At 69.5% G+C, this 24477-nt stretch carries 19 protein-coding genes; 8 read left to right on the top strand and 11 right to left on the bottom strand.

Annotated features, from left to right (window positions below):
* The first annotated feature begins 1 nt into the window (after window position 1).
* The 3 genes from ACS5PM_RS15445 (at window position 2) to ACS5PM_RS15455 (ending at window position 5522) form a co-directional block, all read left to right on the top strand.
* A complete protein-coding gene (locus tag ACS5PM_RS15445) occupies window positions 2-1774 on the top strand; it encodes an NADH-ubiquinone oxidoreductase-F iron-sulfur binding region domain-containing protein (protein ID WP_439388540.1) in 1773 nt (590 codons plus the stop codon).
* A complete protein-coding gene (gene fdhF, locus ACS5PM_RS15450; RefSeq protein WP_439388541.1) occupies window positions 1771-4578 on the top strand; it encodes a formate dehydrogenase subunit alpha in 2808 nt (935 codons plus the stop codon). Before ACS5PM_RS15445 ends, fdhF begins: the two co-directional genes overlap by 4 nt.
* Before the next feature lie 218 nt (window positions 4579-4796).
* Window positions 4797-5522 carry a right-handed parallel beta-helix repeat-containing protein gene (locus ACS5PM_RS15455; RefSeq protein ID WP_439388542.1) on the top strand — a complete coding sequence of 242 codons (726 nt, stop codon included), beginning with the start codon at window positions 4797-4799 and terminating at the stop codon, window positions 5520-5522.
* Window positions 5523-5544: 22 nt separating this feature from the next.
* Here ACS5PM_RS15455 and ACS5PM_RS15460 read toward each other — a convergent pair whose 3' ends face one another.
* Complete coding sequence (locus ACS5PM_RS15460; protein WP_439388543.1) at window positions 5545-8628, bottom strand: transglycosylase domain-containing protein; 3084 nt, start codon at window positions 8626-8628, stop codon at window positions 5545-5547.
* A 182-nt stretch (window positions 8629-8810) separates the two neighbouring features.
* On the opposite strand from ACS5PM_RS15460, the gene ACS5PM_RS15465 reads away from it, so the two are divergent.
* Entirely contained in the window at window positions 8811-9575 is a 765-nt protein-coding gene (locus ACS5PM_RS15465) for an SDR family oxidoreductase (RefSeq protein WP_439388544.1), read from the top strand.
* 60 nt (window positions 9576-9635) lie between these two features.
* Here the strand turns inward: ACS5PM_RS15465 and ACS5PM_RS15470 are convergent, their stop codons facing one another.
* The 3 genes from ACS5PM_RS15470 to ACS5PM_RS15480 form a co-directional block, all read right to left on the bottom strand.
* Window positions 9636-9836, bottom strand: a complete 201-nt coding sequence (locus ACS5PM_RS15470) for a hypothetical protein (protein ID WP_439388545.1) — start codon at window positions 9834-9836, stop codon at window positions 9636-9638.
* 291 nt (window positions 9837-10127) lie between these two features.
* On the bottom strand, window positions 10128-10337 hold the full coding sequence (locus ACS5PM_RS15475) for a hypothetical protein (protein WP_439388546.1): 210 nt from the start codon (window positions 10335-10337) through the stop codon (window positions 10128-10130).
* 166 nt (window positions 10338-10503) lie between these two features.
* A complete protein-coding gene (locus tag ACS5PM_RS15480) occupies window positions 10504-11379 on the bottom strand; it encodes a ProQ/FINO family protein (RefSeq protein WP_439388547.1) in 876 nt (291 codons plus the stop codon).
* A 222-nt stretch (window positions 11380-11601) separates the two neighbouring features.
* Between ACS5PM_RS15480 and ACS5PM_RS15485 the strand changes: the two genes are divergently transcribed.
* The gene (locus tag ACS5PM_RS15485) at window positions 11602-14547 is read left to right on the top strand and encodes an adenosylcobalamin-dependent ribonucleoside-diphosphate reductase (protein WP_439388548.1); all 2946 of its coding nucleotides are present in this window, start codon (window positions 11602-11604) and stop codon (window positions 14545-14547) included.
* 12 nt (window positions 14548-14559) lie between these two features.
* Here the strand turns inward: ACS5PM_RS15485 and ACS5PM_RS15490 are convergent, their stop codons facing one another.
* From ACS5PM_RS15490 to ACS5PM_RS15505, 4 genes are read right to left on the bottom strand one after another with little or no spacing between them, the layout of a single operon-like run.
* A complete protein-coding gene (locus ACS5PM_RS15490) occupies window positions 14560-16140 on the bottom strand; it encodes a hybrid sensor histidine kinase/response regulator (RefSeq protein WP_439388549.1) in 1581 nt (526 codons plus the stop codon).
* A gap of 12 nt (window positions 16141-16152) precedes the next feature.
* Window positions 16153-16611 carry a response regulator gene (locus ACS5PM_RS15495; RefSeq protein WP_439388550.1) on the bottom strand — a complete coding sequence of 153 codons (459 nt, stop codon included), beginning with the start codon at window positions 16609-16611 and terminating at the stop codon, window positions 16153-16155.
* Window positions 16574-18052 (bottom strand): sensor histidine kinase, encoded by a 1479-nt coding sequence (locus ACS5PM_RS15500; protein ID WP_439388551.1) that lies wholly within the window; start codon window positions 18050-18052, stop codon window positions 16574-16576. Before ACS5PM_RS15500 ends, ACS5PM_RS15495 begins: the two co-directional genes overlap by 38 nt.
* A 13-nt stretch (window positions 18053-18065) precedes the next feature.
* On the bottom strand, window positions 18066-19088 hold the full coding sequence (locus ACS5PM_RS15505) for an ABC transporter substrate-binding protein (protein ID WP_439388552.1): 1023 nt from the start codon (window positions 19086-19088) through the stop codon (window positions 18066-18068).
* Window positions 19089-19374: 286 nt separating this feature from the next.
* Here ACS5PM_RS15505 and ACS5PM_RS15510 point away from each other — a divergent pair, with 286 nt between their 5' ends.
* The 3 genes from ACS5PM_RS15510 to ACS5PM_RS15520 are packed head-to-tail and all read left to right on the top strand — an operon-like array spanning window position 19375 to window position 21637.
* Window positions 19375-20235, top strand: coding sequence for a sulfotransferase (locus ACS5PM_RS15510; protein ID WP_439388553.1), 861 nt, complete (start codon window positions 19375-19377; stop codon window positions 20233-20235).
* Between the two features lie 2 nt (window positions 20236-20237).
* A complete protein-coding gene (locus ACS5PM_RS15515; RefSeq protein WP_439388554.1) occupies window positions 20238-20921 on the top strand; it encodes a formylglycine-generating enzyme family protein in 684 nt (227 codons plus the stop codon).
* Entirely contained in the window at window positions 20918-21637 is a 720-nt protein-coding gene (locus ACS5PM_RS15520) for an HAD family hydrolase (RefSeq protein ID WP_439388555.1), read from the top strand. Before ACS5PM_RS15515 ends, ACS5PM_RS15520 begins: the two co-directional genes overlap by 4 nt.
* On the opposite strand, the gene ACS5PM_RS15525 is transcribed toward ACS5PM_RS15520, so the two are convergent.
* The 3 genes from ACS5PM_RS15525 to ACS5PM_RS15535 all read right to left on the bottom strand — a co-directional run bounded on the left by ACS5PM_RS15525 (window position 21618) and on the right by ACS5PM_RS15535 (window position 24474).
* Entirely contained in the window at window positions 21618-22013 is a 396-nt protein-coding gene (locus ACS5PM_RS15525; protein ID WP_439388556.1) for a hypothetical protein, read from the bottom strand. The two genes, ACS5PM_RS15520 and ACS5PM_RS15525, sit on opposite strands and share 20 nt — an antisense overlap.
* Window positions 22013-24040, bottom strand: coding sequence for a multicopper oxidase domain-containing protein (locus ACS5PM_RS15530; protein WP_439388557.1), 2028 nt, complete (start codon window positions 24038-24040; stop codon window positions 22013-22015). The genes ACS5PM_RS15525 and ACS5PM_RS15530 overlap by 1 nt, the downstream gene beginning before the upstream one ends.
* 116 nt (window positions 24041-24156) lie before the next feature.
* Window positions 24157-24474 carry a hypothetical protein gene (locus ACS5PM_RS15535; protein ID WP_439388558.1) on the bottom strand — a complete coding sequence of 106 codons (318 nt, stop codon included), beginning with the start codon at window positions 24472-24474 and terminating at the stop codon, window positions 24157-24159.
* Between the last annotated feature and the right edge of the window lie 3 nt (window positions 24475-24477).

Genomic DNA, 24477 nt, shown 5'->3' on the forward strand with positions numbered 1-24477 from the left:
CATGCCGAATCCACCTGCCGAGGTCCGCATCGCGGGTCCCTCGCCGCGCCGGGCCCGGGCGCAATTGAAGGGCCGCCAACCGACTGACGAAGCCCGTGCCGCAGTGCGTGCACTCATCGGCCCGGGGCCCCACCCGCGCGAGCTGCTGATAGAGCACCTGCACCGCCTCAACGATGCCCACGGCGCCCTGCGCGAGGGGCATCTCGTCGCGCTGGCTGCGGAGATGAGCCTGTCGATGGCCGAGGTCGCCGAAGTGGCGACCTTCTATCACCACTTCGAGATCGTGCGGGACGAAGAGGTCGTGCCCGCGCTGACGGTGCGCGTGTGCGACAGCCTGGCGTGCGCGATGGCCGGCGCCGAGGCCTTGAGGGACGGTGTGGCCAAGGCCGTGGGCGGTGGTGTGCGTGTGGTGCATGCCCCCTGCGTCGGCCGCTGCGAGCAGGCACCTGTGGCGATCGTCGGCCAGCGGCCCGTGCCGCATGCCACGGTCGAATCAGTCTGCGAGCATGCGGCGGCGAACGATCGCCGGCACCCCGCGGCGGCCGACGATGCCGCCTTCGATCCAGCGGCCCAGGCGCCCTGCGAGATCACGACCGGCGAGGAGGCGGACATCGCACCGGCCTTCGTCGGCTACGCGGCTTACCGGGCGCGCGGCGGCTACCAGGTGGCCGCAGAGCTGGTCAACGGCGAGCGCAGCGCCGATGAGCTGCTGGCCGCATTGGAAGGTTCGGGCCTGCGCGGACTGGGCGGCGCGGGCTTCCCTGCCGGGCGCAAGTGGCGCATCGTGCGTGGCTTCTCCGCGCCTCGCCTGATGGCCGTGAACATCGACGAGGGGGAACCCGGAACCTTCAAGGACCGGACCTACCTCGAGCGCGACCCGCACCGCTTCCTCGAGGGCGTGCTGATCGCCGCTCAGGTGGTGGGCTGCGAGGCGGCATACCTCTACCTGCGCGACGAATACGCCGGCTGCCGCGAGATCCTCGAACGCGAGCTGGCCCTGCTGCAGGCCCATCCGCCTTGCCCTTTGCCCCGCCTCGAATTGCGCCGCGGTGCCGGCGCCTACATCTGCGGCGAAGAGTCCGCGATGATCGAAAGCATCGAGGGCAAGCGTGGCGAGCCGCGGCTGCGGCCGCCGTACATCGCCGAGCTGGGCCTGTTCGGCCGGCCCACGCTGGAGCACAACGCCGAGACGCTGTACTGGTTGCGCGACATCGCCGAGCGCGGCGCGCCTTGGTTCAGTGCTTTCGGGCGCAACGGCCGCCAGGGCCTGCGCTCCTTCAGCGTCAGCGGCCGCGTCAGGCGCCCCGGCGTGAAGCTCGCGCCGGCCGGCATCACCCTGCGCGAGCTGGTCGACGAGTTCTGCGGCGGCATGGCCGAGGGCCACACGCTGCACGCCTACCTGCCCGGCGGCGCCTCGGGCGGCATCCTGCCGGTCTCGCTGGCCGACGTGCCGCTGGATTTCGACACCCTGCAGCCGCATGGCTGCTTCATCGGCTCGGCCGCTGTCGTGGTGCTGAGCCAGCACGACCGCGCGCGTGACGCGGCGCTGAACGCCATGCGCTTCTTCGCCGACGAGAGCTGCGGCCAGTGCACGCCCTGCCGCGTCGGCACCGAGAAGGCGGCCGTGCTGATGCAGTCGCCGGCCTGGGACAACGCCACCCTCGACGACCTGTCGGCCGTGATGGCTGACGCCTCCATCTGCGGCCTGGGGCAGGCCGCGCCCAACGCGATCCGCTGCGTGCAACGCTACTTCCCGGACGAGGTGAAGCCATGATTTCGTTCACGCTGGATGGCCAGCCTTGCGAGGCCCACGAAGGCGAGACCATCCTCAAGGCGGCCGAGCGCGCCGGCGTCAACGTCCCGCGGCTTTGCTACGTCGATGGTCTGCGGCCCGACGGCAACTGCCGCGCGTGCGTGGTCGAGGTGCAAGGTGAGCGCACGCTGGCGGCGTCCTGCTGCCGCGCGGTGCAGCCGGGCATGGTGGTGCAGACGCAAAGCGACCGCGCCCGCAAGAGCCAGCAGATGGTGCTGGAGATGCTGCTGGCCGACCTGCCGGAGACCGGCTACCAGTGGAATGACGGCGATGCGGCGCGCCCGCACGGGGAGCTCAGCCACTGGGCCGATGAACTTGGTGTGAGCCCGCGCCCGGCGCTCAAGGCGTTGCAGCGCCGGCAGCCCGAGGCCGACTTGAGCCACCCCGCCATGGCCGTCAACCTCGACGCCTGCATCCAGTGCACCCGCTGCGTCCGGGCCTGCCGGGAGGCCCAGGTCAACGACGTGATCGGCTACCTCGGCCGCGGAGGCGAGGCGCACATTGCCTTCGACCTGGACGACCCGATGGGCGCCAGCACCTGCGTCGCCTGCGGCGAATGCGTGCAGGCCTGCCCGACCGGCGCCCTGAGCCCGAAGACGCTGATCGGCGACCAGCGGGTGGACCGCGAGGTGGATTCCGTCTGCCCGTACTGCGGCGTGGGCTGTCTGCTGACCTACCAGGTCAAGGGCGAGCGCATCGTCGCGGTCAAGGGTCGCGACGGCCCGGCCAACGCGAGCCGCCTGTGCGTCAAGGGCCGCTTCGGCTTCGACTACGTCAACCATCCGCAGCGGCTGACCACGCCGCTCATCCGCAAGCCGGGCGTGGCCAAGGATGCCGGTGCCCAGCACCACCCGGGGCAGCCGCCGCGGGACTGGCGCGAGGTCTTCCGCGAAGCCACCTGGGAAGAAGCGCTGGAGGCTGCTGCCGGCGGCCTGAAGCGCTTGCGGGACCAGCACGGCCCCGCGGCGCTCGCCGGCTTCGGCTCGGCCAAGGGCAGCAACGAGGAGGCCTATCTCTTCCAGAAGCTGGTGCGCACGGGATTCGGCAGCAACAACGTCGACCACTGCACACGCCTATGCCACGCCAGCAGCGTGGCGGCCCTGCTCGAGGGCGTGGGCTCCGGGGCGGTGAGCAACCCGGTGAACGACGTGCAGCACGCCGGCCTCGTCATCATCATCGGCGCCAACCCGGCGCAGAACCACCCGGTGGCGGCCACCTGGATGAAGAACGCGGCCCAGCGCGGCACCAAGATCGTGCTGGCCGACCCGCGCCGGACGGACCTGGCGCGTCACGCCTGGCGCACGCTGCAGTTCAAGGCCGACAGCGACGTGGCCCTGCTGAACGCCATGCTGCACACCATCATCGATGAAGGCTTGACTGACCCCGCCTTCATCGCCGAGCGCGTCGACCATTTCGAGGCCTTGAAGGCCAGCGTCGCGGCCTTCTCGCCCGAGGTCTGCGAGCCGATCTGCGGCATCCCGGCCGCCACCCTCCGCGAGGTGGCGCGCGCCTACGCCACCAGTCCCGCCTCGATGATCCTGTGGGGCATGGGCGTGAGCCAGCATGTGCACGGCACCGACAACGCACGCTGCCTGATCGCCCTGGCGGCCATCACCGGCCAGATCGGCAAGCCGGGCAGCGGCCTGCATCCCCTGCGTGGCCAGAACAACGTGCAGGGCGCCAGCGATGCCGGCCTGATCCCGATGATGTTCCCGGACTACCAGCGCGTCAGCAAGCCCGAGGCGCATGCCTGGTTCGAGAACTTCTGGGGCACCAAGCTCGACGACCGGCCCGGCCTGACGGTGGTCGAGGTCCTTCACCACGCGCTGAAGGACGAGGGCGACCCGAAGAAGATCCGCGGCATGTACATCATGGGCGAGAACCCGGCCATGAGCGACCCGGACCTGGCCCACGCCCGCGCCGGCCTGGCCAACCTCGAGCACATGGTCGTGCAGGACCTGTTCCTGACCGAGACCGCCTGGCTCGCCGACGTGGTGCTGCCCGCCAGTGCCTGGCCCGAGAAGACCGGCACGGTGACCAACACCGACCGCATGGTGCAGATGGGCCGCCGGGCGCTGGAGCTGCCCGGCGACGCGAGGCCCGACCTCTGGATCATCCAGCAGATCGCGCAGCGCATGGGCCTGCCCTGGCGCTACGAGGGCCCCGAAAGCGGCGTCGCCCAGGTGTACGAGGAGATGCGCCAGGCCATGCACGGCGTGATCGCCGGCATCAGCTGGGAGCGCCTGGAACGCGAGGACAGCGTGACCTATCCCTGCCTCACCGCCGACGATCCCGGCCAGCCCATCGTCTTCACCGACCGCTTCCCGACCAGCGACGGCCGCGTTCAGCTGGTACCCGCCCAGCTGGTACCGGCCGACGAACGCCCTGACGGCGACTATCCCTTCGTGCTGATCACCGGCCGCCAGCTCGAGCACTGGCACACCGGCAGCATGACGCGGCGGGCCGAGGTGCTCGATGCGCTGGAGCCCACGCCGACGGCCAGCCTGCACGGGCAGGACCTGGAGCGCCTGGGCATAGTGCCCGGCGGTTGGCTGCAGGTGGCGTCGCGTCGCGGCAGTGTCCGGCTCAGGGCCCGCAGGGACGACGGCACGCCGCTGGGCGCCGTCTTCATCCCGTTCGCCTTCGCGGAAGCCGCGGCCAACCTGCTGACCAACCCCGCGCTGGATCCCTTCGGCAAGATTCCCGAGTTCAAGTACTGCGCGGTGCAAGTAGGACCGGTCCAGGCCCCGGCACCGCTCGGATGACGCGCTGAGCGGCGAGGCGCCCGCGGGAGTGGGCAAATTGTCACGGCCTCGTGGGCCGTGCGATGGCATAAGGCGAGGTTCCACGCCGATATGCTCACTGCCTGTTTCGCGGACTGCCGCGGGTCTGCCCCGCGCGGCGGGCGAGATCCATCAACCCTCACCAACGGAATCCCATGCAACTCGGAAGATACGTTCGCACGCTCGCCTGGCTCTGCGCCATGGCCTCGACCGGTCTGGCGCATGCCCAGGCCTCAAGGACGTGGGTGTCGGGTGTCGGCGACGATGCCAATCCATGCAGCCGCACGGCCCCTTGCAAGACCTTTGCAGGTGCCATCTCCAAGACGGCCACCGGCGGCGAGATCAACACGCTCGATGCGGGTGGCTTCGGGGGTGTGACGATCACCAAGGCGATCACCATCGCATCGGAGGGAACGGGAGAGGCAGGGGTGCTCGTGTCCGGCACGAACGGTATCGTTGTGAACGCTCCGACTGGAAGCTTCGTGAACCTGCGGGGCCTTCAACTCGAGGGATTGGGGACGGGCTTGTCCGGTGTTCTCGTGCTCAGCGGGGACGTTCACATCGACAACTGCGTCATCAGAAACTTCCGCGGCAACCCGGGGGTGGGCGTCAACTCCCAGGCGAGCACCGCCTCACGCGTGACGATTGCCAACAGCCTGGTCATGGGCAACCAGATCGGCGTCAGGGCCGCTCCCACGGCGACCGGTACCGGCGTTGCCCTCCAGAACTCTTCCATCGAGAGCAATCTGCAATACGGACTCCTGGCCACCACCACGTTCGCCAGGTTCAGCCTGGACCGGACTTCGATCAAGGGCAACGCCATCGGCATCTCCGCGCCCAGTCCGGCAAAAACCTACAGTTTCGGCAACAACGCCATCAATTCCATCGAGGCTGGAACCGTTCTGACCTCCTCGCCCCTGCAATGACTCGCTGAGCCGTCGCAGGGAGTCAGTCGCTGCGTGCCGCTGTCACCAACCCCGGTGCCGGCACGCAGGCCGTGCCCTCCACCAGCGGCAGCAGGCTGGGCAGCAGTGCCTTGAGGATCTGCGAGGGCAGGGCGCTGGTGAACTTGTAGTTCGCCGCGTCCGGCTCCTGCACGAAGGCCATCAGGGTGCCGAAGTAGCGGTCGCCGATCAGGAAGGCGAAGGTGGCCGAGCGGCTCACCACCCGGGAAGAGACCAGCTTGCCGCCGGGGCCGTAGACCTCGAAGCGGTGGTCGCCGGTGCCGGTCTTGCCGCCTATCGGCACGACGGTGCCGTCGGGCAGCTTGAGCGCGCCGTTCAGGCGCTTGGCGGTACCCTGCTCGACCACCCCGATCACCGCGCGGCGGGCCGCGTCCGCCACCTCGGGCGCCATCACCTGCTCGCCGCCGGGCGGCCGATAGGCCAGGCGGGTCTCGTACGGCGTGGAGGCGCCGAACCGAAGGCTCTCGACCCGCGACTGGGGCAGGGCCTTGCCGCGATTGACGATGATGCCCATCAGTTCGGCCAGCGCGGCGGGGCGATCGCCCGACGCGCCCAGCGCCGTCGCATAGGAAGGCGTGAGGGACTCGAACGGATAGCCCAGGCGCTTCCAGGCCTTGTGCAGCTCGACGAAGGCCTCCTGCTCCAGCTGGTTGCGGATGCGCGAGTCCTGGGCGCTCTTGTGGCGGGTCTTGAACAGCCAGCCATAGGCGTCCTGCCGCTCCTGCTGGCTGGCCGCTATCGTCTCGGTCAGCGTGGCCTGCGGATGCCGGAGCAGGTGCCCTGCCACCCACATGGCCAGCGGATGCACCTTGGCGAGGTAGCCACGGTCGGCCAGGGACCAGCGGCCCGGGCCGTACTTGGCCCGCAGCTCCTCCACCGAATCCGGCGGGTTCTCCAGGTGGCGCGCCAGGAAGCCGGACAGTCCCGCCTCGTCGCCTTCGGGCTCGAGCCCGTAGTACAGGGCGGCCAGCCGGCTGGGCGTCGGCCGCTTGCCCTTGAGCAGCGTGTCTTCGATCTCCTGCGGCGTCTTGCGAGCCAACTCGCGGTAGAAGCGAACGATGAAGCTGCGGCCCTCCTTGTCGGCGAAGCGCTCCAGGTAGGCCTGGCGGGCCGGGTCGCCACGGTCGCCCAGCAACGCGGCGTTCATGTCCTCGCGTTCGGCCATCACGTGGCGCACCACGTCGCGCATCAGGCGGATGAAGACCAGGTTGACCGAGCGGGTCAGCGCCTCGCGCACCGTCATCGTCTTGTGGTCGTCTTCGGGCTCGAAGTTGTCGAAGTGGTGCAGGCCGCCACCGGTGAAGAAGCCTTCGCCGGGATTGGCTGAGTAGGTGCGCTCCATCGCCGCGTCCAGCATGGCGGGCAAGCCCTTGTCCTGCGCATCGCCGAGGTAGTCGCGCGCCCAGCGGCCGATGGGGTCGTGGTCGGCCAGATCCAGTGCGGCCAGCTCTTCCTCCGACAGGCCGCTCCAGCGCGCATGCAGCGCCGCCACCTGCTCCAGGTAGGTGATGAGGGTGCGCAGCTTGGCGGTGGAGCCGAGGTCCAGCCGCGCGCCTTCGTTCAGGTCGAAAGGCTGGTCGAGGTTGTCGGTCTGGACCCTCAGCAGGTTGGCGCCTTCGGTTCGCTCGAAGAGGGTGAAGCTGAAGACGATCTTGCTCGGATCGTCGCCCTCCTTCAGCAGGTGGAAGCCGTAAAGCCCGGCGGCGTGCGCGGCGTCCTCCCGGGCCAGGCTGCGCAGCATGGCGCTGGCGGCGCGCTGGGTGTCGGCGGCCAGGGTGCTGTCGACGACCAGGTCGAGGCGGTCCAGGTCGTAGGCCCTGGGCATGCCCAGCAGCTGCTGCAGCTTGCCGCGAACGGCGGTCGCCGCCTTGCGGTCGACGAAGGATACCGGCGGCTCCGGCAGCGGGCGCGCGAGGGGGTGCAAGGCCAGGGGCAGCGCGGCATCGCGCAAGGCCGGCGGGATCACGCCGGCCTCGGCCAGCAGGCGCAGGTGGGCGTTGGTCAGGTCCTGCAGCGGCTTTTCGCCGTCGGCGCCCAGGTAGTGCGAAGGTCGGCGCTGGGCCACCATCAGCGAAAGCGCCTGCTTGAAGGCCATGGCCTGCTGCGGCAGCAGCGCCTGCTTGAAGGCCTTGGCGGTGCGCCGGGGCTCCCCCGGGGCCGGCTCGGCGACCGGCGTGGCCAGCAGCTGGTTCAACTCGTCGAAATCCCTGCCATACCAGGCCCACAGCCCGTCGCCCAGCCCGTTCACCTCGCCGAAGCCGGCCTGCGCCGACAGCGGCACGGTGTTCAGATAGTCGAGCACGATCTGGCGCCGCCGCGACATGGTGTCCTCGCCATCGAGGTAGGCGCGTACCGAGGCCGAAGCCATCTGGCGGAACTTGTCACGCGCAGTCTCGGTGCGGCCCTGGGGCGAATGGCGGTACTTCTCGATCTGGGTGGCCAGCGTGCTGCCGCCCCCTGCGCTGTGGCTGTCGTCGACGCGGCGCAGCAGCTGATCGAAGGCGGCCTTGCCGAGGCGATCCCATTCGATCGCCGGATTGCGCGTGGCCGGGGGGTCGAAGAGGTCCCGGTTCTCGATGTAGAGCAGCGCCTTGACCAGCAGAGGCGGTACCTCCGCGAGCCCGGAGTACGCGCGCTGCGGATATCGCGCTTCGTACAGCGGCGTGTTGCGGCAGTCGTGGACCTCCAGGCCGGCCTGCGCCTTTTCGCGGTAGGGGGCGAAAAGGCCCTCGTCACGCAGCGACAGCATGGCCGGCGACATCCGGGCCTGCGCGCTGATCTCGAAGCCTTGCGACTTCAGCCGCCCGAGGTAATCGGGCAACTGGTGGTAGCCCAGGCGCTGGTCGTAAGGGCCGTTGCCGGCGTAGCGGATCGCCGGACTGGGGCCGGGCAGCAGCTCGAAGTTCAGGCGGCCGGCTCGCGCTGCGAGCCAGTCGGCCTGTTGACGAGAGCTGTGCACCTCGTCGGCCACCAGCCCGGCGAGGCTGAGCACAACGAGGATGACAAGGGCGCCGAGCACACGCCGCAGCGACCGTTTCCAGGGGGACAGGAGCTTCGCGTTCGACAAGGAGGCAGGCCTTTCTCGAGCGGAATATTGAGCGTGACCTTACGCCTGGCGTTTGACATCACCAAGGGCTTTTGAACGCTTCCAGGGCCCATTGCGTGCTGCCGGCAACACCGCTTGACAACGGCGTGACAGCTCTCACGGAGATCGCCTGGCGCGCCGCCCCTGTGTATGCTGGCCGCACCATGAATGCCAGTCATCCCACCCCTCGAATCGCGCTGGTCACCGGCGCCGGAAGCGGCATCGGCAAGGCGTGCGCGCTCGCCTTGCTGGAGGCCGGCTGGACGGTGATCTTCAACGGCCGGCGGGCCGACGCACTGGAGGCCGCGATCGCCGGGTCGCCGCATGCCGCCCGTGCCTGGGCGGCCGCCGGCGACGTGAGCGACGAAGTGGCCGTCGCCGCGGTGTTCGAGCAGATCCGCCAGCGCCATGGCCGGCTGGACCTGCTCTTCAACAACGCCGGCGTGTTCACCGCCGGCCTGCCGATCGACGAGCTGCCGGTCCAGGAGTGGCGGCGCGCCGTGGACATCAACCTCACCGGCGCCTTCCTCTGCACCCGCGAGGCCTTCCGCCTGATGAAGTCACAGGATCCGCGCGGCGGCCGGATCATCAACAACGGCTCGATCTCGGCGCACGCGCCGCGGCCGGATTCGGTCGCCTACACGAGCACCAAGCACGCCATGACGGGCTTGACGAAATCCTGTGCGCTCGACGGCCGCGCCTTCGGCATCGCGGTCGGCCAGATCGACATAGGCAATGCCGCCACCGACATGACCGCCGCCATGGCGCGCGGCATGGCCCAGGCCGACGGCAATGTCCGCACCGAGGCGCGCATGGAGGTGCGCCACGTGGCCGACGCCCTGGTCCAGATGGCCTCGCTGCCTTTGTCGGCCAACGTGCTGTTCACCACCATCATGGCGACGGGCATGCCCTTCGTCGGGCGGGGATAGGTTTCCCCGCGAAAGCGACAAGAGCCTCGGGGGCCCCTTCGACGGAGGGTGCGAGCGCGATCAAGCGCGTGCTTCGGTGGTCCGCACGGCGGCCGTGACGGCTGCAGCGTCGGCCTGGGCCAGCAGCGCGTTGTCGTACTGATGGTCGGCCACGTCGCCGAGCCCGGCCAGGACGCTCAGCGTGACGAAGGCGGCCAGGGCGAAGGCGGTGGCGCGCTCGCGCGGGGCGGTGATGGCGTAGGTGTTCAAGGCGTTGTACATGACGGGCTCCTGGAAGATCGCAAGTCCGAAACCCGGTCCTGCGATGGGGCTCACTGTAGGTATCGGCCACCCGTCGCGACAGCGGATTGCGACCATCGGCATGGAAGATCGGATGAGCTGCCGTCAGCTCCGACGAAGGACGAGGCGGCCTGTTTCGTGAGTCAGAAACTGCTGAGCATGAAGTATAAAAATAACAAGTTAGATGAACGTCACTAGGAGACCAAAAAAAGGGGCCCGGCGGGCCCCAAGAGGAGTGGAACGGAAGTCGTTGCAGCCGCAGCTGCGAGGCCCTCAGGCCTGCAGGCGCTTGGCAGTGATCACCACCACCTGGGGGGCCGACGTCTCGACGGCCTGGGCGACCATCGCCTCGTCGTACTGGAATTCGGCGACGCGGTCCAGGCCGGCCACCAGGCCCATCGTCAGCACCAGCGCGAGGCCGGCGGCGATGCTGCGGGCGGAGGTCTGTTCGGTGGCGAAGCGGGGGGTGCTGGCGGTGGTCATTTGCGGCTCCTGGTGCAGGTGTGGGGTGTCGATGGAGCGGACTGTAGGCATCGACCAGCAGGCCCGCCATGGCCGTGCGACCAGCCGCCGGCGCGGCGCGACGAACTGCGCGCGCGGCGGATGAACGGCAGCCTGCTGCTGCCGCGCTACTGGGATTGACCCGGGGTCAGCGAGCCGGACGAGGCGGGCGCGAAGGCCTGCCGCCCGGGCCGGAAGGGCCGCGGCGGTCACTGCGTTCGTCACGCCGGCCGGCCGGGCGCCCCTGGGCGTCCTGACGCGGCGCCTGGCGGTCGCCGTCCCGGGCGGGGCCGGGTCGTCCTTCAGGGCGGCGCTCGGGCCGGCCGCCGCCACGATTCGGCTGCTGGGCCTGCTGCTCGCGCCACAGCCGAGCCTCTTCACGGGCCTGCGCCAGCTGGGCGTCCAGCGCCTCGGCCGTCAGGCCCTTGAGCGCCAGGAAGTTGTCCTTGGTCAAGGTGGTCGTCTCGAAGGCGCGCAGCAGTTGGGCGCGTTCGCGCCGGCCAGCCTCCTCGGCTTCGCGGCGGGCTTCGTGGACCGAGCGCCGGCGGGCGAGCTCTTCGGTGGCCGCCTGACGGTGTTCTTCGCTGATCTCGCCGGCCGGCTGACCATCCAGGTCCAGACGCTGGGGGGCGCGGGTCAAGGCGATGAGGTAGCTGGTGCTGCCGGTGTAGCGGCGCAGGAAGCCCGACAGCGCGGCCTTGGTGAACTGGCCGGGAGCCCGGGCCTGGATGTCGGCCTGGATGCGCAGCTTGATCGGCTTGGAAGGGCCGGTGAAGAGGGCCGGGAACAGGGCCTTGAGCCGCTCTGCGGTCTCGGCGGGCGAGAGGTTGGCCGCAGCGGCCTTGCCGACCGGGGTATCAGGGGTCGCTGCAGCCGCGGGATCGCCCTGCGGGGCAGCCTCGGCAGCTTCGGGAGCCTGGATCTCGGGGGGGGTATCGGCGCTGGCTTGCGCCTCGGGCGAGGCGTCGGCAGCAGGCGACGGCACAGGCGCCGCGGCGGAATCGTGTTCGTTGGTATCAGGCATGGGCTGGGCGCGGCTGCGCCGGGTAAGGGGCGCATTGTGCCGGGTGTGCTGCGCTCGCACCACGCCCACGATGCGCGAACGATGTTTGCCCTAGGGCAAAGCCACGCTTTTGGGCGGGTCACCCGTCCGCCATGGCCTGGTCTTTGGTGCATCATGCCACTGTAAAAAACAACAGCCCAGCGCCTGGTCCGATCGCCCGGACCGGGCCACTCGTCGTAAGCCATGACCTCTGTTCGCCGCACCTTCACTTCCGCTTCTTCCGCCGCCGCTCGCGCCGGCCAACGCCCCGCGCTGCCCCCGCAGGCCATCAGCGCCGAGGTGCTGGCCGAGAAATACGCCAAGGGCGACGAGCGCACGCTGGACGAAGTGCGCCAGCGGGTCGCGCGGGCCCTGGCGGCGGCCGAGCCGGTCGAGCAGCGGGCGCAATGGGAGCAGCGCTTCATCGATGCGCAGCGGCGAGGCTTCGTCCCGGCCGGGCGCATCAACTCGGCGGCCGGCACCGACCTGAGCGCGACGCTCATCAACTGCTTCGTGCAGCCGGTGGGCGATTCGATCGCCCAGGTCGATGAGGGCTTTCCCGGCATCTACACCGCGCTGACCGAGGCCGCCGAGACGATGCGCCGAGGCGGTGGCGTCGGCTATGACTTCTCTCGCATCCGCCCGCAGGGTGCCTGGGTGGGCTCGACGCAGTCCAGCGCCTCCGGCCCGGTCAGCTACATGCGCGTCTTCGACCGTTCGTGCGAGACGGTGGAGTCGGCCGGCTCCCGCCGCGGAGCCCAGATGGCGGTGCTGCGCTGCGACCACCCCGACGTCGAGGCCTTCATCCGCGCCAAGGACGAAGGCGACCTGCGCAACTTCAACATCTCGGTCGGCGTGACGGACGAGTTCATGCAGGCCGTCCTCGCCGGGGGCGAAGTCGAACTCGTGCACCGGGCGGAGCCGGGTGCCGCGCAAAAGGCCGCCGGCGCGCACCGCCGGGCCGATGGCCTGTGGGTCTACCGCCGCCAGCCTGCGGCCAGGCTGTGGGACCTGATCATGCGTTCGACCTACGACCATGCCGAGCCGGGCGTGCTCTTCCTCGACCGCATCAACAACGACAACAACCTCAACTACTGCGAATCGATCGCCGCGACCAACCCCTGCGCCGAGCAGCCGCTTCCGTCGTACGGCTGCTGCTGCCTCGGATCGATCGACCTGACCCATTTCGTGACCGCTCCCTTCGAGCCCGGCGCGGACTTTGACGACAAGGCCTTCGCGGAGGTCGTCAAGGTCGCGGTGCGCATGCTCGACAACGTGCTGGACGTGACCGTCTGGCCGCTGCCGCAGCAGGCGGAGGAGGCGCGCAACAAGCGGCGCGTGGGGCTGGGCTTCACCGGTCTGGGCGACGCACTGATCATGCTGGGACTGCGTTACGACACGCCGCAGGCGCGCGAGATGGCACGCCGCATCAGCGAGACCATGCGCGATTCCGCGTATCTCGCCAGCGCCGCACTGGCCGCGGAGCGAGGCGCCTTTCCGCTCTTCAACGCCGACCTCTACCTCTCGCGCGGCAACTTCGCCTCACGGCTGCCCGGCGAGGTGAAGGAGCAGATCCGCGCCAAGGGGATCCGCAACTCGCACCTGCTGTCCATTGCACCCACGGGCACCATCAGCCTGGCCTTCGCCGACAACGCCAGCAATGGCATCGAGCCGCCGTTCTCCTGGACGTACACGCGCAAGAAGCGCATGGCCGATGGCAGCTTCAAGGAGTACAGCGTCGAGGACCACGCCTGGCGCCTGTACCGCCACCTGAAGGGCGCCGACGCGGCCTTGACGCCGGCCTTCGTCACCGCGCTCGAGATGAGCGCCGAGGCCCATGCGCTGATGGTGGCCGCCGTGGCGCCCTGCATCGACACATCGATCAGCAAGACGGTCAACGTGCCGGCCGACTACCCCTACGAGGAGTTCCAGGGCCTGTACCTGACGGCCTGGCGCGCGGGACTGAAGGGCCTCGCGACCTACCGGCCCAACGCGGTGCTGGGCTCGGTGCTCAGTGTCGACACCCCGGCCGCACCGCTGGCCCCGGCGCCCCTGGCCACCGATTCAGCCAACCAGCGCCTCACGCTCGACAAGCTGCCCGCGCCGGTGCTGACATCGCTGCGCTGGCCCGGCCGGCCGGAGCTGAAGGCCGGCAACCCGGCCTGGAGCTACCTCATCCAGCATCCGCACGGCGACTTCTCGCTCTTCGTCGGCGAGCTGCCCGCCGAGGCCGGCCCGGGTACGGGCCTGTTCGGCACCACGGTTCCCTTCGAGGTCTGGGTGAACGGCGCCGAGCAGCCGCGCGGCCTGGGCGCCCTGGCCAAGACGCTGTCGATGGACATGCGGACCAACGATGCGCAGTGGCTCAAGCTCAAGCTCGACGCCCTGGCCACCGTCGCAGAGGAGCGCGCCTTCGAGATGGCCTTCCCGCCGAACGGCGAGAAGCGGCTGTTCCCCGGCGTGGTGGCCGCCACCGCCAGCGTCATCCGCTGGCGTTGCGAAGAGCTCGGTGCCCTGCAGGAGGGTGGGCCCACGCCGGTGATGGATGCGCTGTTCAGCCGTGAAGAGCCGCGCACCAGCACCTCCGGCACGCTGGCCTGGGCCGTCGACGTCGACAACCCGGCCACGGGCGAGTCGTTCACGCTGACATTGAAGGAGGTGTCACTGGCCACCAGCGATCCGCTGGTCTCGCCGACCGGGTTCGCCACCCGGCCTTGCGCGCTGGGCTTTTCGGGCAACTATCCGCGGGCCTTCGATGGCCTGGCACGGCTGCTGTCGCTCGACATGCGCGTCATCGACCCGGCCTGGATAGGCATGAAGCTGCGCAAGCTGCTCAACGTGGGCGAGCCGCTGGGGCATTTCATGGCGCCCGTCCCGGGCCAGCGGCGGCAGCAGGTCTGGCCCAGCACGGTGGCCTATGTCGCACGGCTCATCATCCATCGCTACGCCATGCTCGGCGTGCTGGACGAGGAGGGCTTCCCGCTGCATGCCATGGGCATCCTCGAGGCACCCGCCCCCAAAGCCGGCGCCTCGGTCACGGCGCCGGTGCTGGCAGGTCGCCCGTGCCCCGAATGTGGCAATGCGACGCTCATCCACAAGGATGGCTGCGACTTCTGCACGGCCTGCGGCTATGTCGGGCAGTGCGGCTGATGATGAGGCTCGTCACCTGAGGGCCAGCACGCGGGCCACCGTGGGGCACAGCTGATCGAAGCTGTTCTCCTTCTCCAGCAGGCTGCGCACGCCGATGGAGGCCGCGCGCAGGCGCAGGTCCTCGGTCAGGTGGCCCGAACTGATGATGACCGGCAGGTCGGGTCGGAGGAAGGCCAGCTCGCTGGCCACCTCCAGCCCCGAGCAATCGGGCATGTTGAAGTCGGTCACGACCAGGTCGAAGCGCAGGGGCGCGTTGCGCACCGCGTCGAGCGCGGCACGGGCGTCGGTGAAGGCGCTGACCTGGTAGCCCGCGCGTTGCAACAGCCGCGAGGCGACCAGCATCATGGTCTCGTCGTCGTCGATGTAGATCACGTGCTCGCCGCGGCCGTGGGCTGCCGGCATCGGCGGCGCCGGCTCCGGCTCGCCCACGGCCGGCGCATCGCAGGCAGGGATGTACAGGTCGAAGGTCGTGCCTATGCCGGGCTGGGTGTCCACGCGAATCCCGCCGCCGTGCGAGACGATGATGCCGTGCACGACCGAAAGACCCAGCCCCGTGCCCTGGCCCACGGGCTTGGTGGTGAAGAAGGGCTCGAAGATCCTCTCCCGCGTCGCGGCATCCATCCCCACGCCGGTATCGCTGACCCACAGGTGGGCGTAGCGGCCAGGCGGCAGGGTGCCGAGCGCGGTCAGGTCGTGGCTGCCGAACTCGAGCATCACCTCGTCCAGCCCGATCCCTATGCGCCCGGTGCCGTCGGGCAGGGCATGCCAGGCGTTGGTGCACAGGTTCATCAGCACCTGCTGGATCTGCGTGGCATCGGCCAGCACGCTGGGTGACGGCTGCGGCAGGTGAGCCTCCAGGGTCACCCGCGTGGGCAGGGTCGCCCGCAGCAGCTTGTGCGTCTCGGTGACGATGGGCGCCAGGGGCTGCACGAGCAGCTCTGGGGCCTGCTTGCGGCTGAAGGCCAGGATCTGCCGCACCAGCTCGCGCGCCCGCAGCCCGGCACGCTGGATCTCGTCGACGTTGACGAGGCCGGGATGGTCGGGTCCGATCTCCTGCCGCAAGAGCGTGGCATTGCCGAGCACCGCGCCGAGGATGTTGTTGAAGTCGTGCGCGATGCCGCCCGCCAGGGTGCCGATCGACTCCATCTTCTGGGCGTGGCGCAACTGGGCCTCGAACTGGCGCAGGTCCACCTCGGCCTGGCGTCGCTCGGCCCGCACGGCCGCCTGTGCGAGCTCGCGCTCCATGGCCGGAGCCAGCCGCGCCAGGTTCTGCTTCATCACGTAGTCGCTCGCGCCGGCCTTCATGGCCTGCACGGCAGTCTCCTCGCCGATGGTGCCGGAGACGAAGATGAAGGGGATGTCGGTCCCGGTGCTGCGAAAGGCCTGCAGCGCGTCCAGGCCGCTGAATCCTGGCAGGCTGAAATCCGAGATGACGGCGTCCCAGTTCTCCTCGACCAGGGCGCGTAGCAGCGCACCGATGTCCTGCACCCGGCGGTGGCTCGGCTCGAAGCCGCTGCGTCGCAGTGAACGCAATGCCAGGCGGGCGTCGTCCTCGGAGTCTTCGACGATGAGAAGTCGGATCGGCCGGTTCACGTCAGCCTTGCCTCACCGGGGGGTCTTGGGCGGTGCGATCTGGTTCAGCGCCAGCCAGTAGATGCCGAGCACGCGCACGGCCTCCATGAACTCGGCGAAATCCACGGGCTTGCGCACGTAGCTGTTCGCGCCCAGCGAGTAGCCCGTGATGAGATCTTGCTCCTCCTTCGACGAGGTGAGGATGACCACCGGCAGCAGGTGCGTCCGCTCGTCGGCGCGGATGGCGCGCAGCACGCTCAGGCCGTCCAGGCGCGGCAGCTTCAGATCGAGGATGACCAGGGTCGGCAGCGGCGCCGACTCGCGCGCCGCGTGGGCACCGCGCGCGAAGAGGAAGTCCAGCGCCTCGACCCCGTCGCGAACCACCTCGATGGGATTCATGAGGTGGCTGCGCTTGAAGGCGCGCATGGTGAGGTCGACGTCGTCCGTGCTGTCTTCAACCAGCAGGATGACCTTCTGTGCGTCGTTGCTCATCTTCGACTCCCTTGATCGTGAAATGGAAGGTCGCTCCGCGGTCCGGCTCGGCCTCGACCCACACCTCGCCGCCGTGGCGACGCAGCACTCGCTGGACGGTGGCCAGCCCGATGCCCGTGCCCGGGAACTCGCCCTCGTGGTGCAGGCGCTGGAACGCGCCGAACAGGCGGCTCGAATAGGTCATGTCGAAGCCCGCACCGTTGTCTGCCACGTGGATTTCCAGCTGGCCGTCGCGCTGCCGGGCGCCCAGCCGGATCACGGCCTGCTCGGTCTTGCCGGTGAACTTCCACGCGTTCTCGAGCAAGTTCTGCAGCGCCACCTGCATCAGCGCCCGGTCGGCCTGCGCGACGATGCCTTCGGCAATCTCCCAGCGGACATTGCGCTGCGGCTGCTGCTGCGCCAGCGTGTCGGCGATCTCGCGCGCCATGGCGCTCAGGTCGACAGGCCGCAGGTTCAGCTCCGCCCGGGTGACGCGCGAAAGGCCGAGCAGGTCGTCGATGAGGCGCCCCATGCGTTGGCTGGCGGCGCGGATCCGCTTGAGGTAGTCGCGGCCCTCGTCGTCCAGGCGGTCGCCGTAGTCCTCCAGCAGCGCGAGGGAGAAGCCGTCCATCGAGCGCAGCGGGGCGCGCAGGTCGTGCGAGACCGAGTAGCTGAAGGACTCCAGCTCGCGGTTGAGGGAGCTGAGTTCCTGGTTGCTGTGCTCGATCTGGTGGAAGGACTCCCTCAGGGCATGGGTCATCGCGTTGAAGTGGCGCGAGAGCTGGCCGATCTCGTCCTGGCGATCGACGGGCAGGCGGAACGTCCAGTTGCCGGCGGCGATCTCGCGCGTGGCCTGCTCGAGCCGCGCCACCGGCCCCAGCGCATCGCGCTGGATCACCCAGGCGCCGCCGGCGGTGGTCAGGGCGAACAGCAGCAGGCCGCCGACGATCACCCACAGCATCCGGTTCTGGGCCGCCTCTATCCGCTCGGCGGCGTGGCGGGTGAGCAGCGAGGCATCGGTCTGGTTGTCCTGCTGCATCAGCAGCAGCTGGCTCGCGAGCTGGGCCTCGAAGCGCCGTTGCACCTGCGCATCGGCGACGCGCTCGTGGGACGCCGCCTGGAATTCGCCGAACAGGCGGTGGGTGGATTCCAGCCGCACCCGGAGTCCGTCCGCCAGCTCGGCGGCTTCGCTGTCCTCGGTGAAATCGAGCTGCGGCAGCAGCATGGACAGGCGCTGCCAAACCAGGCCCTCCTGGGCGCTGGATCGATCGAGCCGGTGGAGCATGAACTCGAAGCTGACCAGCTGCAGATCGCGCAACGCCTGGGCCACATCCGACGTCTGGCGCCGCTGCCGGCTGGCATCCTGCACTTCCTCGTGGGCCCACCAGGTCATCGCGCCGACCAGGACGATGGCCGCCAGGGTCGTCACGGTGACCAGCCAGCCCTTGGTTCGAATCTGCATTCGTGCTGGTCCCTCAGTGCACGACCGTCACACGCCCGGGCGCCTCGGCCGCGAGCGGCTGCAGCTCCAGGTGGGACAGCAGATTGGGCACAGGCTGCGGGGGTACATAGCCGCGCGCCAGCGCCCAGCGGGCTTCGTCTTCCCAGGTGATGAGCTGCGACTGGCGCTGATCCACGCGCAGAGAAAGGCCGGTCCACAGCGGCTGCAGTTCTGCGGCCGGCAGCTTCAGGCGTTGCGCCACCAGCGCCAGGGCTTGCTTCGGCTGTTGTCGAACAAAGGTCTCCGCCTTCAGCAGGGCTCGCACGACGCGGCCCGCGGCCTGCGGATCGGCGGCCAGCGTGGATTGGCGACCAACGACGACATGGGTGGTGGTGTACGACAGCGGTGCGGTGAAGGTGACCGCATTGGCGCCCAGGGACCGCTCGGCCTGCTGGCGCACAGGCTGCCAGGTCGCGACGGCATCCACGCTGCCTTCGGCCAGCGCCTGGGCGAGCCGGTTGGGCGGCATGTCGACCTGCTGCAATGCGTCTGCCGGCAGGCGCTGGCGGATCATCCAGGCCCACAGGAAGTACTCGCCGCTGGTGCCCAGCGTGACACCCACCCGCTTGCCGGCCAGATCGGCCGGTCTGTCGATGCCCCGATCACGCCGGGCGACCACGGCCATCTCGGTGTTCGTGCTCGCCACGCTGGCGAGCACGCTCCAGGGCTGGCCTTGAAGAACGCCGACGACGAACGGCACCTCGGCAGCGGCGGCGAGTTCAACCTCGCCGGCGGCCAGCTTGTCCAGCGCGGCTTTGCCATGGCTCACCGGCACCAACTCGACGGCGATGCCCTGCTCGGCAAAGGCCCCGATCGCGTCCGCCAGGTGCAACAAGCTGGCGTGCGGCGTGGACGACACCGCCACCCGCACGGGCGTGCGCAATGCATCCTTCGCGGCGGCATCGGCGGTGCCTGCGACCCATGCGATGGCAAGCGACGCGATCGCCTGCCCAGCCCGCCCCGCCAGCCCGGCGCACTGGCGCCAAAAGTGATCCACGGTCCCGCCGTGAAGCGCGCGGCTCGATGACATGCCCGCGCGGGATCGGATACCCACAACGACTCTCCCTGTCCCTCGGCATCTCGGTGCCGCTCGGTGGTTGAACAACCGGCAGCACGGTCTCGCGCCGGTTCTGCTGCGTGTGCAGGGTACGTCCTGCCACGGCGCCTGACAAGCCGGTCGGGCCCCGGGGCCGGGTCCTGTCGCGCTTGCGCGCCGGTGGGGGCTTGACGCAACATCGGGGCGTCCACACCAGCCGCGTCCACGGACTCAGGGAGAGAAGACGGTGGGTGACGAACGTGCGCCGTTCCTGGTGCTGGCCCATCATCGGTCCGGCTCCAACCTGCTCAACGACCTGTTGCAGGCACACCCTTTCGTGGAGTGCCTGAACGAGCCGTTCTCGATGCACACGCCTTTCTTCCGCGAGGCCGATCTGCAGCGCTGGACGGCGGCCGACCACGAGCCCGGGCGCCTGCACAAGGACCTGCCCGAGGGCAGCGGCCTGCAGGCCTTCCTGCACGGCTTGCGCGAGTACCTTCAGTGCTCCCGGGCCGGCCGGGTGATCGGCTTCAAGGAGACCGTCCTGTTCGGCAAGCTCGGCTGGGTTAAGGCCTTCGTGCCCGGCCTGAAGGTCATCTTCCTGCAGCGGGATCCGAGAGCCATCGTCTCGTCGGTGCTGCGAAGCGGGTTGATCGATTTCTGGGACTACCGCCAGCTCGTGCCGCCGGCCTTCCGCCGCTGTTTCGGGCCCCTCGTGCTGCCGCAATGGCCTGCCGGCGGCCCCCAGGAACGGGCCGCGCTGGTCGCGATGAGCGTCGCGGTGCGCTACGAGCTCGCACGCCGGGAGTTGCCGCAGATGGACCATGTGGCGCTGAGCCTGGACGACCTCGTCGTGCAACCAGACCAGACGCTGACGCGGCTTTGGCGATTCCTGGCCGTGCCCCCTCACCCCGGGCCGCTGCAGTTCCTGCGCGGACGGCAGAACGCCAGCCGGGGCGACGCCTTCTCGTCGTTCCGCGAGCCGGCGCTGGCCCTCGAGGGCTGGCGGCGGCACCTGAGCGGCGGGGAACTCGCGGCCATCGAAGCGGTCTGGCAGTCGGTGCCGCTGCCGGCACTGGCCGAAGCTTCGGAGATCAAGCAAGGATGACGATGGAAGCCAAGACCCCTCTGGCCAGGCGCTACATGGAGGAGGCGGCCTGGTGCCGCCTCTCATCGCGCCAGGGACGGCGCCGCCTGCGCGTCGCCAGGAGCCTGCTGACCTGCGAACTCGCGGCCGCGCTCATGAACGAGATCGGCCTGCCGCCCGAGCCGGCTCACTCCTACCGGCACGTCAACATGCACAACCCGCGCCGCGCGCTCCTCTACGACGAAGCGCACGGTGGCTGGCAGGCCCAGCCCGGGTTCGAACGCCATCCCGTCTGGGGCCTGAACTGGGACGCGGCGCGATTGCTGTGTCGCCAGCTCGGCGCGCGGCTGCCCTGGGCGGCCGAATGGGAGGCCTTCGCCGCCGGAGGAGAGCCCGGCCCGGCCTACCCTTGGGGTGATGCCCCGCCGAGCCCCGAGTTCGCCAACTACGACGAGCACTTTGCCGGCACGACGCCCGTCGGCCGCTTTGCCGCCAATGCACTCGGCCTCTACGACCTGGCCGGCAACCTCGCCGAATGGTGCCTCGACGTGCCTGCCGGCGGGCCCAACCTGGAGCGATTGGTCAAGGGCGGTGCCTGGAGCAAGGGGGCCTCGCAGCTGCGCATCGACTGCAATCGCGCGAAGTGGGCCCGCCTGGGCACCACGACGATAGGGCTGCGGCCGGTCTGGGAGGAGCGTGCGACATGAAGCTGGTGATCTTCGACCTCGACGACACCCTCATCGACTTTGCCTCGACGCGCCAGCAGGCCTATCGCCACATCGGCGAGCTGGTGACGCGCGAGGGCCTGGAAGCGGCCCCTTACCTCCAGGCGTGCGCCCTGGCGGACCGGCCCCTGTTCGCGCGCTTCGAACGCGGTGAGCTGACCCGCGCCGAATACCGCGCACGACGCTTCCTCGAGCCTTTCGAGCAGTTGCGCTGCGTGCCCCGGCAGGGCCTGGTGGAGGAGATCAACCGCCTGTTCATGGACTGCGTCAACGACAGCCCCTTGCTGCACGACGATGCCCTGCCTGCCCTGGAGCGCCTGCGGGCGCAGGGCCTGCGCACGGCGATCCTGACCAACGGCCCGTCCGACGGGCAGCGGCGCAAGCTCCGGGCCACCGGCCTGGGCGAGCGGGTGGAGCTGGTGGCCATAGGCGAGGAGATCGGGGCCAGCAAGCCGCTGGCGAAGGCCTTCCTGCACGTCGTGGGGCACTTCGGCATCGACCCGGAAGAGGCCCTGATGGTGGGCGACTCCCCTGAGCTCGACCATGACGCGGCGCGCGCCGCCGGCCTCGACGCGCTGCTGCTCGATCGTGCAGGGGCGCACCGCAGCGGCGAGCGGGCCTGCGTCGAATCGCTGCACACCGTGCTGGCACACGGTGATGCCCACTGCGGCCCGGCCTTCAGCGAGCGGCCGAAGTAGCCCCGGCCTTCAGTGCCGCGTGCCGGTCCGCCGGCTTGGTCATGCACAGGCCCGAGCGCAGGACCCAGCCGTTGCCTGCCTCGGCTTGCTGAAGCGTGACGATGTCGAAGTACAGCCGCCCTTCGGGCTCGCGTTGACGCACGAAATCGATCTGGCAAGCCGCTCCCGGGCCGGGCTTGAGCGGCTGGCAGTGGGCGCCCTGGATCAGCAGGTCGTCCGCATGCTCGCCTGGCGGCTTGCCCCGCGTGGCGATGTAGGCCGATTCGTAGGCCGCCTGGATGCCGGGCACGTCCGGCAGCGGCACGGCAGAGTGTGCAGCTGCGGCCGCCAGGGCGAGGCAGGCCAGCAGCGTGGCCGGTACAGGCGGCCTTCGCATCACTTGTTGGCCCTGATCCGGATGCGGGCCATCATGCCTTCGTCGCTGTGCTCGCCGATGTGGCAGTGGTAGGCGAAGTCGCCCGCGACCGTGAAGGGAATCTCCAGCTCCATCGGGTGCGCCACGCACTTGCCGGCACGCCAGTCGTCGACCGACTCGCATTCACCGTCGGCATGCGGGATGGGCACGTTGTCGTGCAACACGCCCCCGCGGTGCTCGACGATGCGGCCGTTGATGACGTCACGCGACAGCAGGCTGAACTTGGTCTGGTGGACGTGGAAGTTGTGGTCCTCCGACGCGATGTTCACGATCTGCCAGCGCTCCACCGTCGGGGTGTTGCCGGGGCCCAGCGGCAGGCAGACGGTCGGCGTGTCGGCGTTGAAGGGTTCGATGTCCCTGAAGGTGCCGGCCACCGGTTGACCGTTCTCGTCGAGTTCCTCGTAGCCCAAGCCGAAGGCGACTGACCCGCCCGGGGTGAAGCCCATGAAGATCCTTCGCTTGTGGCCGGTGGCCAGCGGTTGGCAATCGGCCTCGGGGCGGAACATGGCATTGGCCGCGCCCAGTTCCGCGCTCATGCGACGCGGATCGCGCCATTCCGCCTGCGCATCGCCGGTCACCGACAGCACCTGCGGGGCGTTGGCCACGGCGGTGCCGCGGAAGCTCACCTGCGCCAGGTCCACCCACGGCCAGGTGTCGCCAGCCGGGCCGGTCTGGACCTGCGAGGTGTAAAGCGTGGCGCTGGCGTTGTTGCCGGCGGGGGCGAGCCGGCCGTTGGCATCGCGATGCGCCACCCAGAGCTCCACGCGGGAGCTGGGCATCATGCGGATGCGGGTCGCGCAAAGCGCCTTGTGCGCCAGCTGGCCGCCGCCCAGGTCGGCCGGGCAGGGCACGGCGGTGATGCGCGTGCCGGTCATGCTGCGCATTTCGGCGGTGGTGGCGTTGCGACCGGGCTGCACCGCGACGCCATCGACCGACAGCACCTGCACCAGCATGTCCTGGCCGCTCAGGTCGTCGCGCAGGCCGAGGTCGTAGGTGACGGTGGCCGAGGCGGTGACGATGCGCCAGATCTCGCCGTTGCCTTGGGCGACCGGGATGTGGGGGTAGCCCTGGCCGTTGACGCTGAAAAACCAGCGGCCACCGCCGGTCGGGCGGCCGTGGATGCCGGCGCAGGAGCCCTGGCGCGATTCCTCGTTGCGGGTCGCCTGGGTCTTGCAGAACACCGGGTACTGCTCGGTGACCATGCGGCCGCTCTTGAGCACCTGGGTGTCCTTGAGCATCAGGTGGCGCACCGGCAGCGTGTCGAGGAACGCGCTGCATTCGGCGTTCTTGCACAGGTACTCGGACGGGTCGCCGATGGTGATCATTGCCGACATGCCCGAGCTGAGCTGGTTCAGCGTCAGGCCATGGATGTGGCCGTGCAGCCAGAAAAGGCCCGACGGATGGCTCCTGGGGATCTTGATCTCGTAGTCGGTGAAGCCGAAGCGCACGTCGCCATGCACCACGTCGTCATCGCCTGGCGGCGGGTTGTCCGGGTTCAGCGTCATCACGAAGACGTTGTCGCCGTAGGTCGGATTGTTCTTGGTCGGATAGTGCGGCGAGACGATCAAGCCGTGCGTGTGCAGGTTGGTCGGGTTGGACGCCAGGTAGTGGTGGCCCGGTTCGCCGGCGTGCTCGGAGTCGCGCACCATCGGCAGCTTGTTGACCAGCCGCATCTTCAGGGTGTCACCAGGCTGCAACTGCAGCCGCGTGCCGCCGTACAGGTTGGTGCCCGGCGGCTTGGTGGGGCAACTGTCGCTGCCGTCGGCGGGGCGGGGGCAGATGTCGTAGACCCAGCCCCGGGTCGTCAGGGTGCCGAGGTGCGAGATCTTGTCGCCACGGGCGACGACGAGCACGTCGAGCATGCCGCCCTGGCTTTTCAGCACCGGCAATTCGTTCAGGGTCGCTGCGCCCGCCGGCATCGCGCCCGCCATCAGCCAGGGCGCGAGGGCGACCGCGACCTCGCGGCGGAATCGGGACAACACGGACATGAACACCCTCCGGGGCAATGCGTCGGCGATTCGAGCACAGCGGGGAGGGTGGGGCCTATCGTGCAAGCGTGGGGGTGCGGACTTCGCACCCCCTTTCGATGGGCGTTTGTTGATGCTTATTTACCGTTCTCGATCGCCGGATCCAGGCTCAGCGGCTGGTTGTCGCTGTTGCGAACGAGGTGCACCACGTACTTGTAGGTGTTGGAATCGCTGTTGACGTCGAGCAGGGTCGCCTGGGTGGCCGACACGGTCACCGAGCCGTTCGGGAACTGGCTCGCCGGCTCCGGCACGACGATCGCATTGCTGCTCGCGAAGGAGTAGCCCGAGCTCAGGAGGTTGAAGGTGATCGTGGCGTTGCTGCCGCTTACACCGACGGGATCCGGCGTGACGTGGATGGTGCCGGGCGAACTGACGCTGACGGAGACGGTTGGCATGAA

The organism is Ideonella flava (assembly GCF_051857595.1).
Taxonomy (GTDB): Bacteria; Pseudomonadota; Gammaproteobacteria; order Burkholderiales; family Burkholderiaceae_C; genus Ideonella.

Coding starts and splice junctions, on each gene's coding strand:
- ACS5PM_RS15445 (WP_439388540.1), top strand. CDS start 2: ATGCCGAATCCACCTGCCGAGGTCCGCATCGCGGGTCCCTCGCCGCGC.
- fdhF (WP_439388541.1), top strand. CDS start 1,771: ATGATTTCGTTCACGCTGGATGGCCAGCCTTGCGAGGCCCACGAAGGC.
- ACS5PM_RS15455 (WP_439388542.1), top strand. CDS start 4,797: ATGGCCTCGACCGGTCTGGCGCATGCCCAGGCCTCAAGGACGTGGGTG.
- ACS5PM_RS15465 (WP_439388544.1), top strand. CDS start 8,811: ATGAATGCCAGTCATCCCACCCCTCGAATCGCGCTGGTCACCGGCGCC.
- ACS5PM_RS15470 (WP_439388545.1), bottom strand. CDS start 9,836: ATGTACAACGCCTTGAACACCTACGCCATCACCGCCCCGCGCGAGCGC.
- ACS5PM_RS15475 (WP_439388546.1), bottom strand. CDS start 10,337: ATGACCACCGCCAGCACCCCCCGCTTCGCCACCGAACAGACCTCCGCC.
- ACS5PM_RS15480 (WP_439388547.1), bottom strand. CDS start 11,379: ATGCCTGATACCAACGAACACGATTCCGCCGCGGCGCCTGTGCCGTCG.
- ACS5PM_RS15485 (WP_439388548.1), top strand. CDS start 11,602: ATGACCTCTGTTCGCCGCACCTTCACTTCCGCTTCTTCCGCCGCCGCT.
- ACS5PM_RS15495 (WP_439388550.1), bottom strand. CDS start 16,611: ATGAGCAACGACGCACAGAAGGTCATCCTGCTGGTTGAAGACAGCACG.
- ACS5PM_RS15500 (WP_439388551.1), bottom strand. CDS start 18,052: ATGCAGATTCGAACCAAGGGCTGGCTGGTCACCGTGACGACCCTGGCG.
- ACS5PM_RS15515 (WP_439388554.1), top strand. CDS start 20,238: ATGGAAGCCAAGACCCCTCTGGCCAGGCGCTACATGGAGGAGGCGGCC.
- ACS5PM_RS15520 (WP_439388555.1), top strand. CDS start 20,918: ATGAAGCTGGTGATCTTCGACCTCGACGACACCCTCATCGACTTTGCC.
- ACS5PM_RS15525 (WP_439388556.1), bottom strand. CDS start 22,013: ATGCGAAGGCCGCCTGTACCGGCCACGCTGCTGGCCTGCCTCGCCCTG.
- ACS5PM_RS15530 (WP_439388557.1), bottom strand. CDS start 24,040: ATGTCCGTGTTGTCCCGATTCCGCCGCGAGGTCGCGGTCGCCCTCGCG.
- ACS5PM_RS15535 (WP_439388558.1), bottom strand. CDS start 24,474: ATGCCAACCGTCTCCGTCAGCGTCAGTTCGCCCGGCACCATCCACGTC.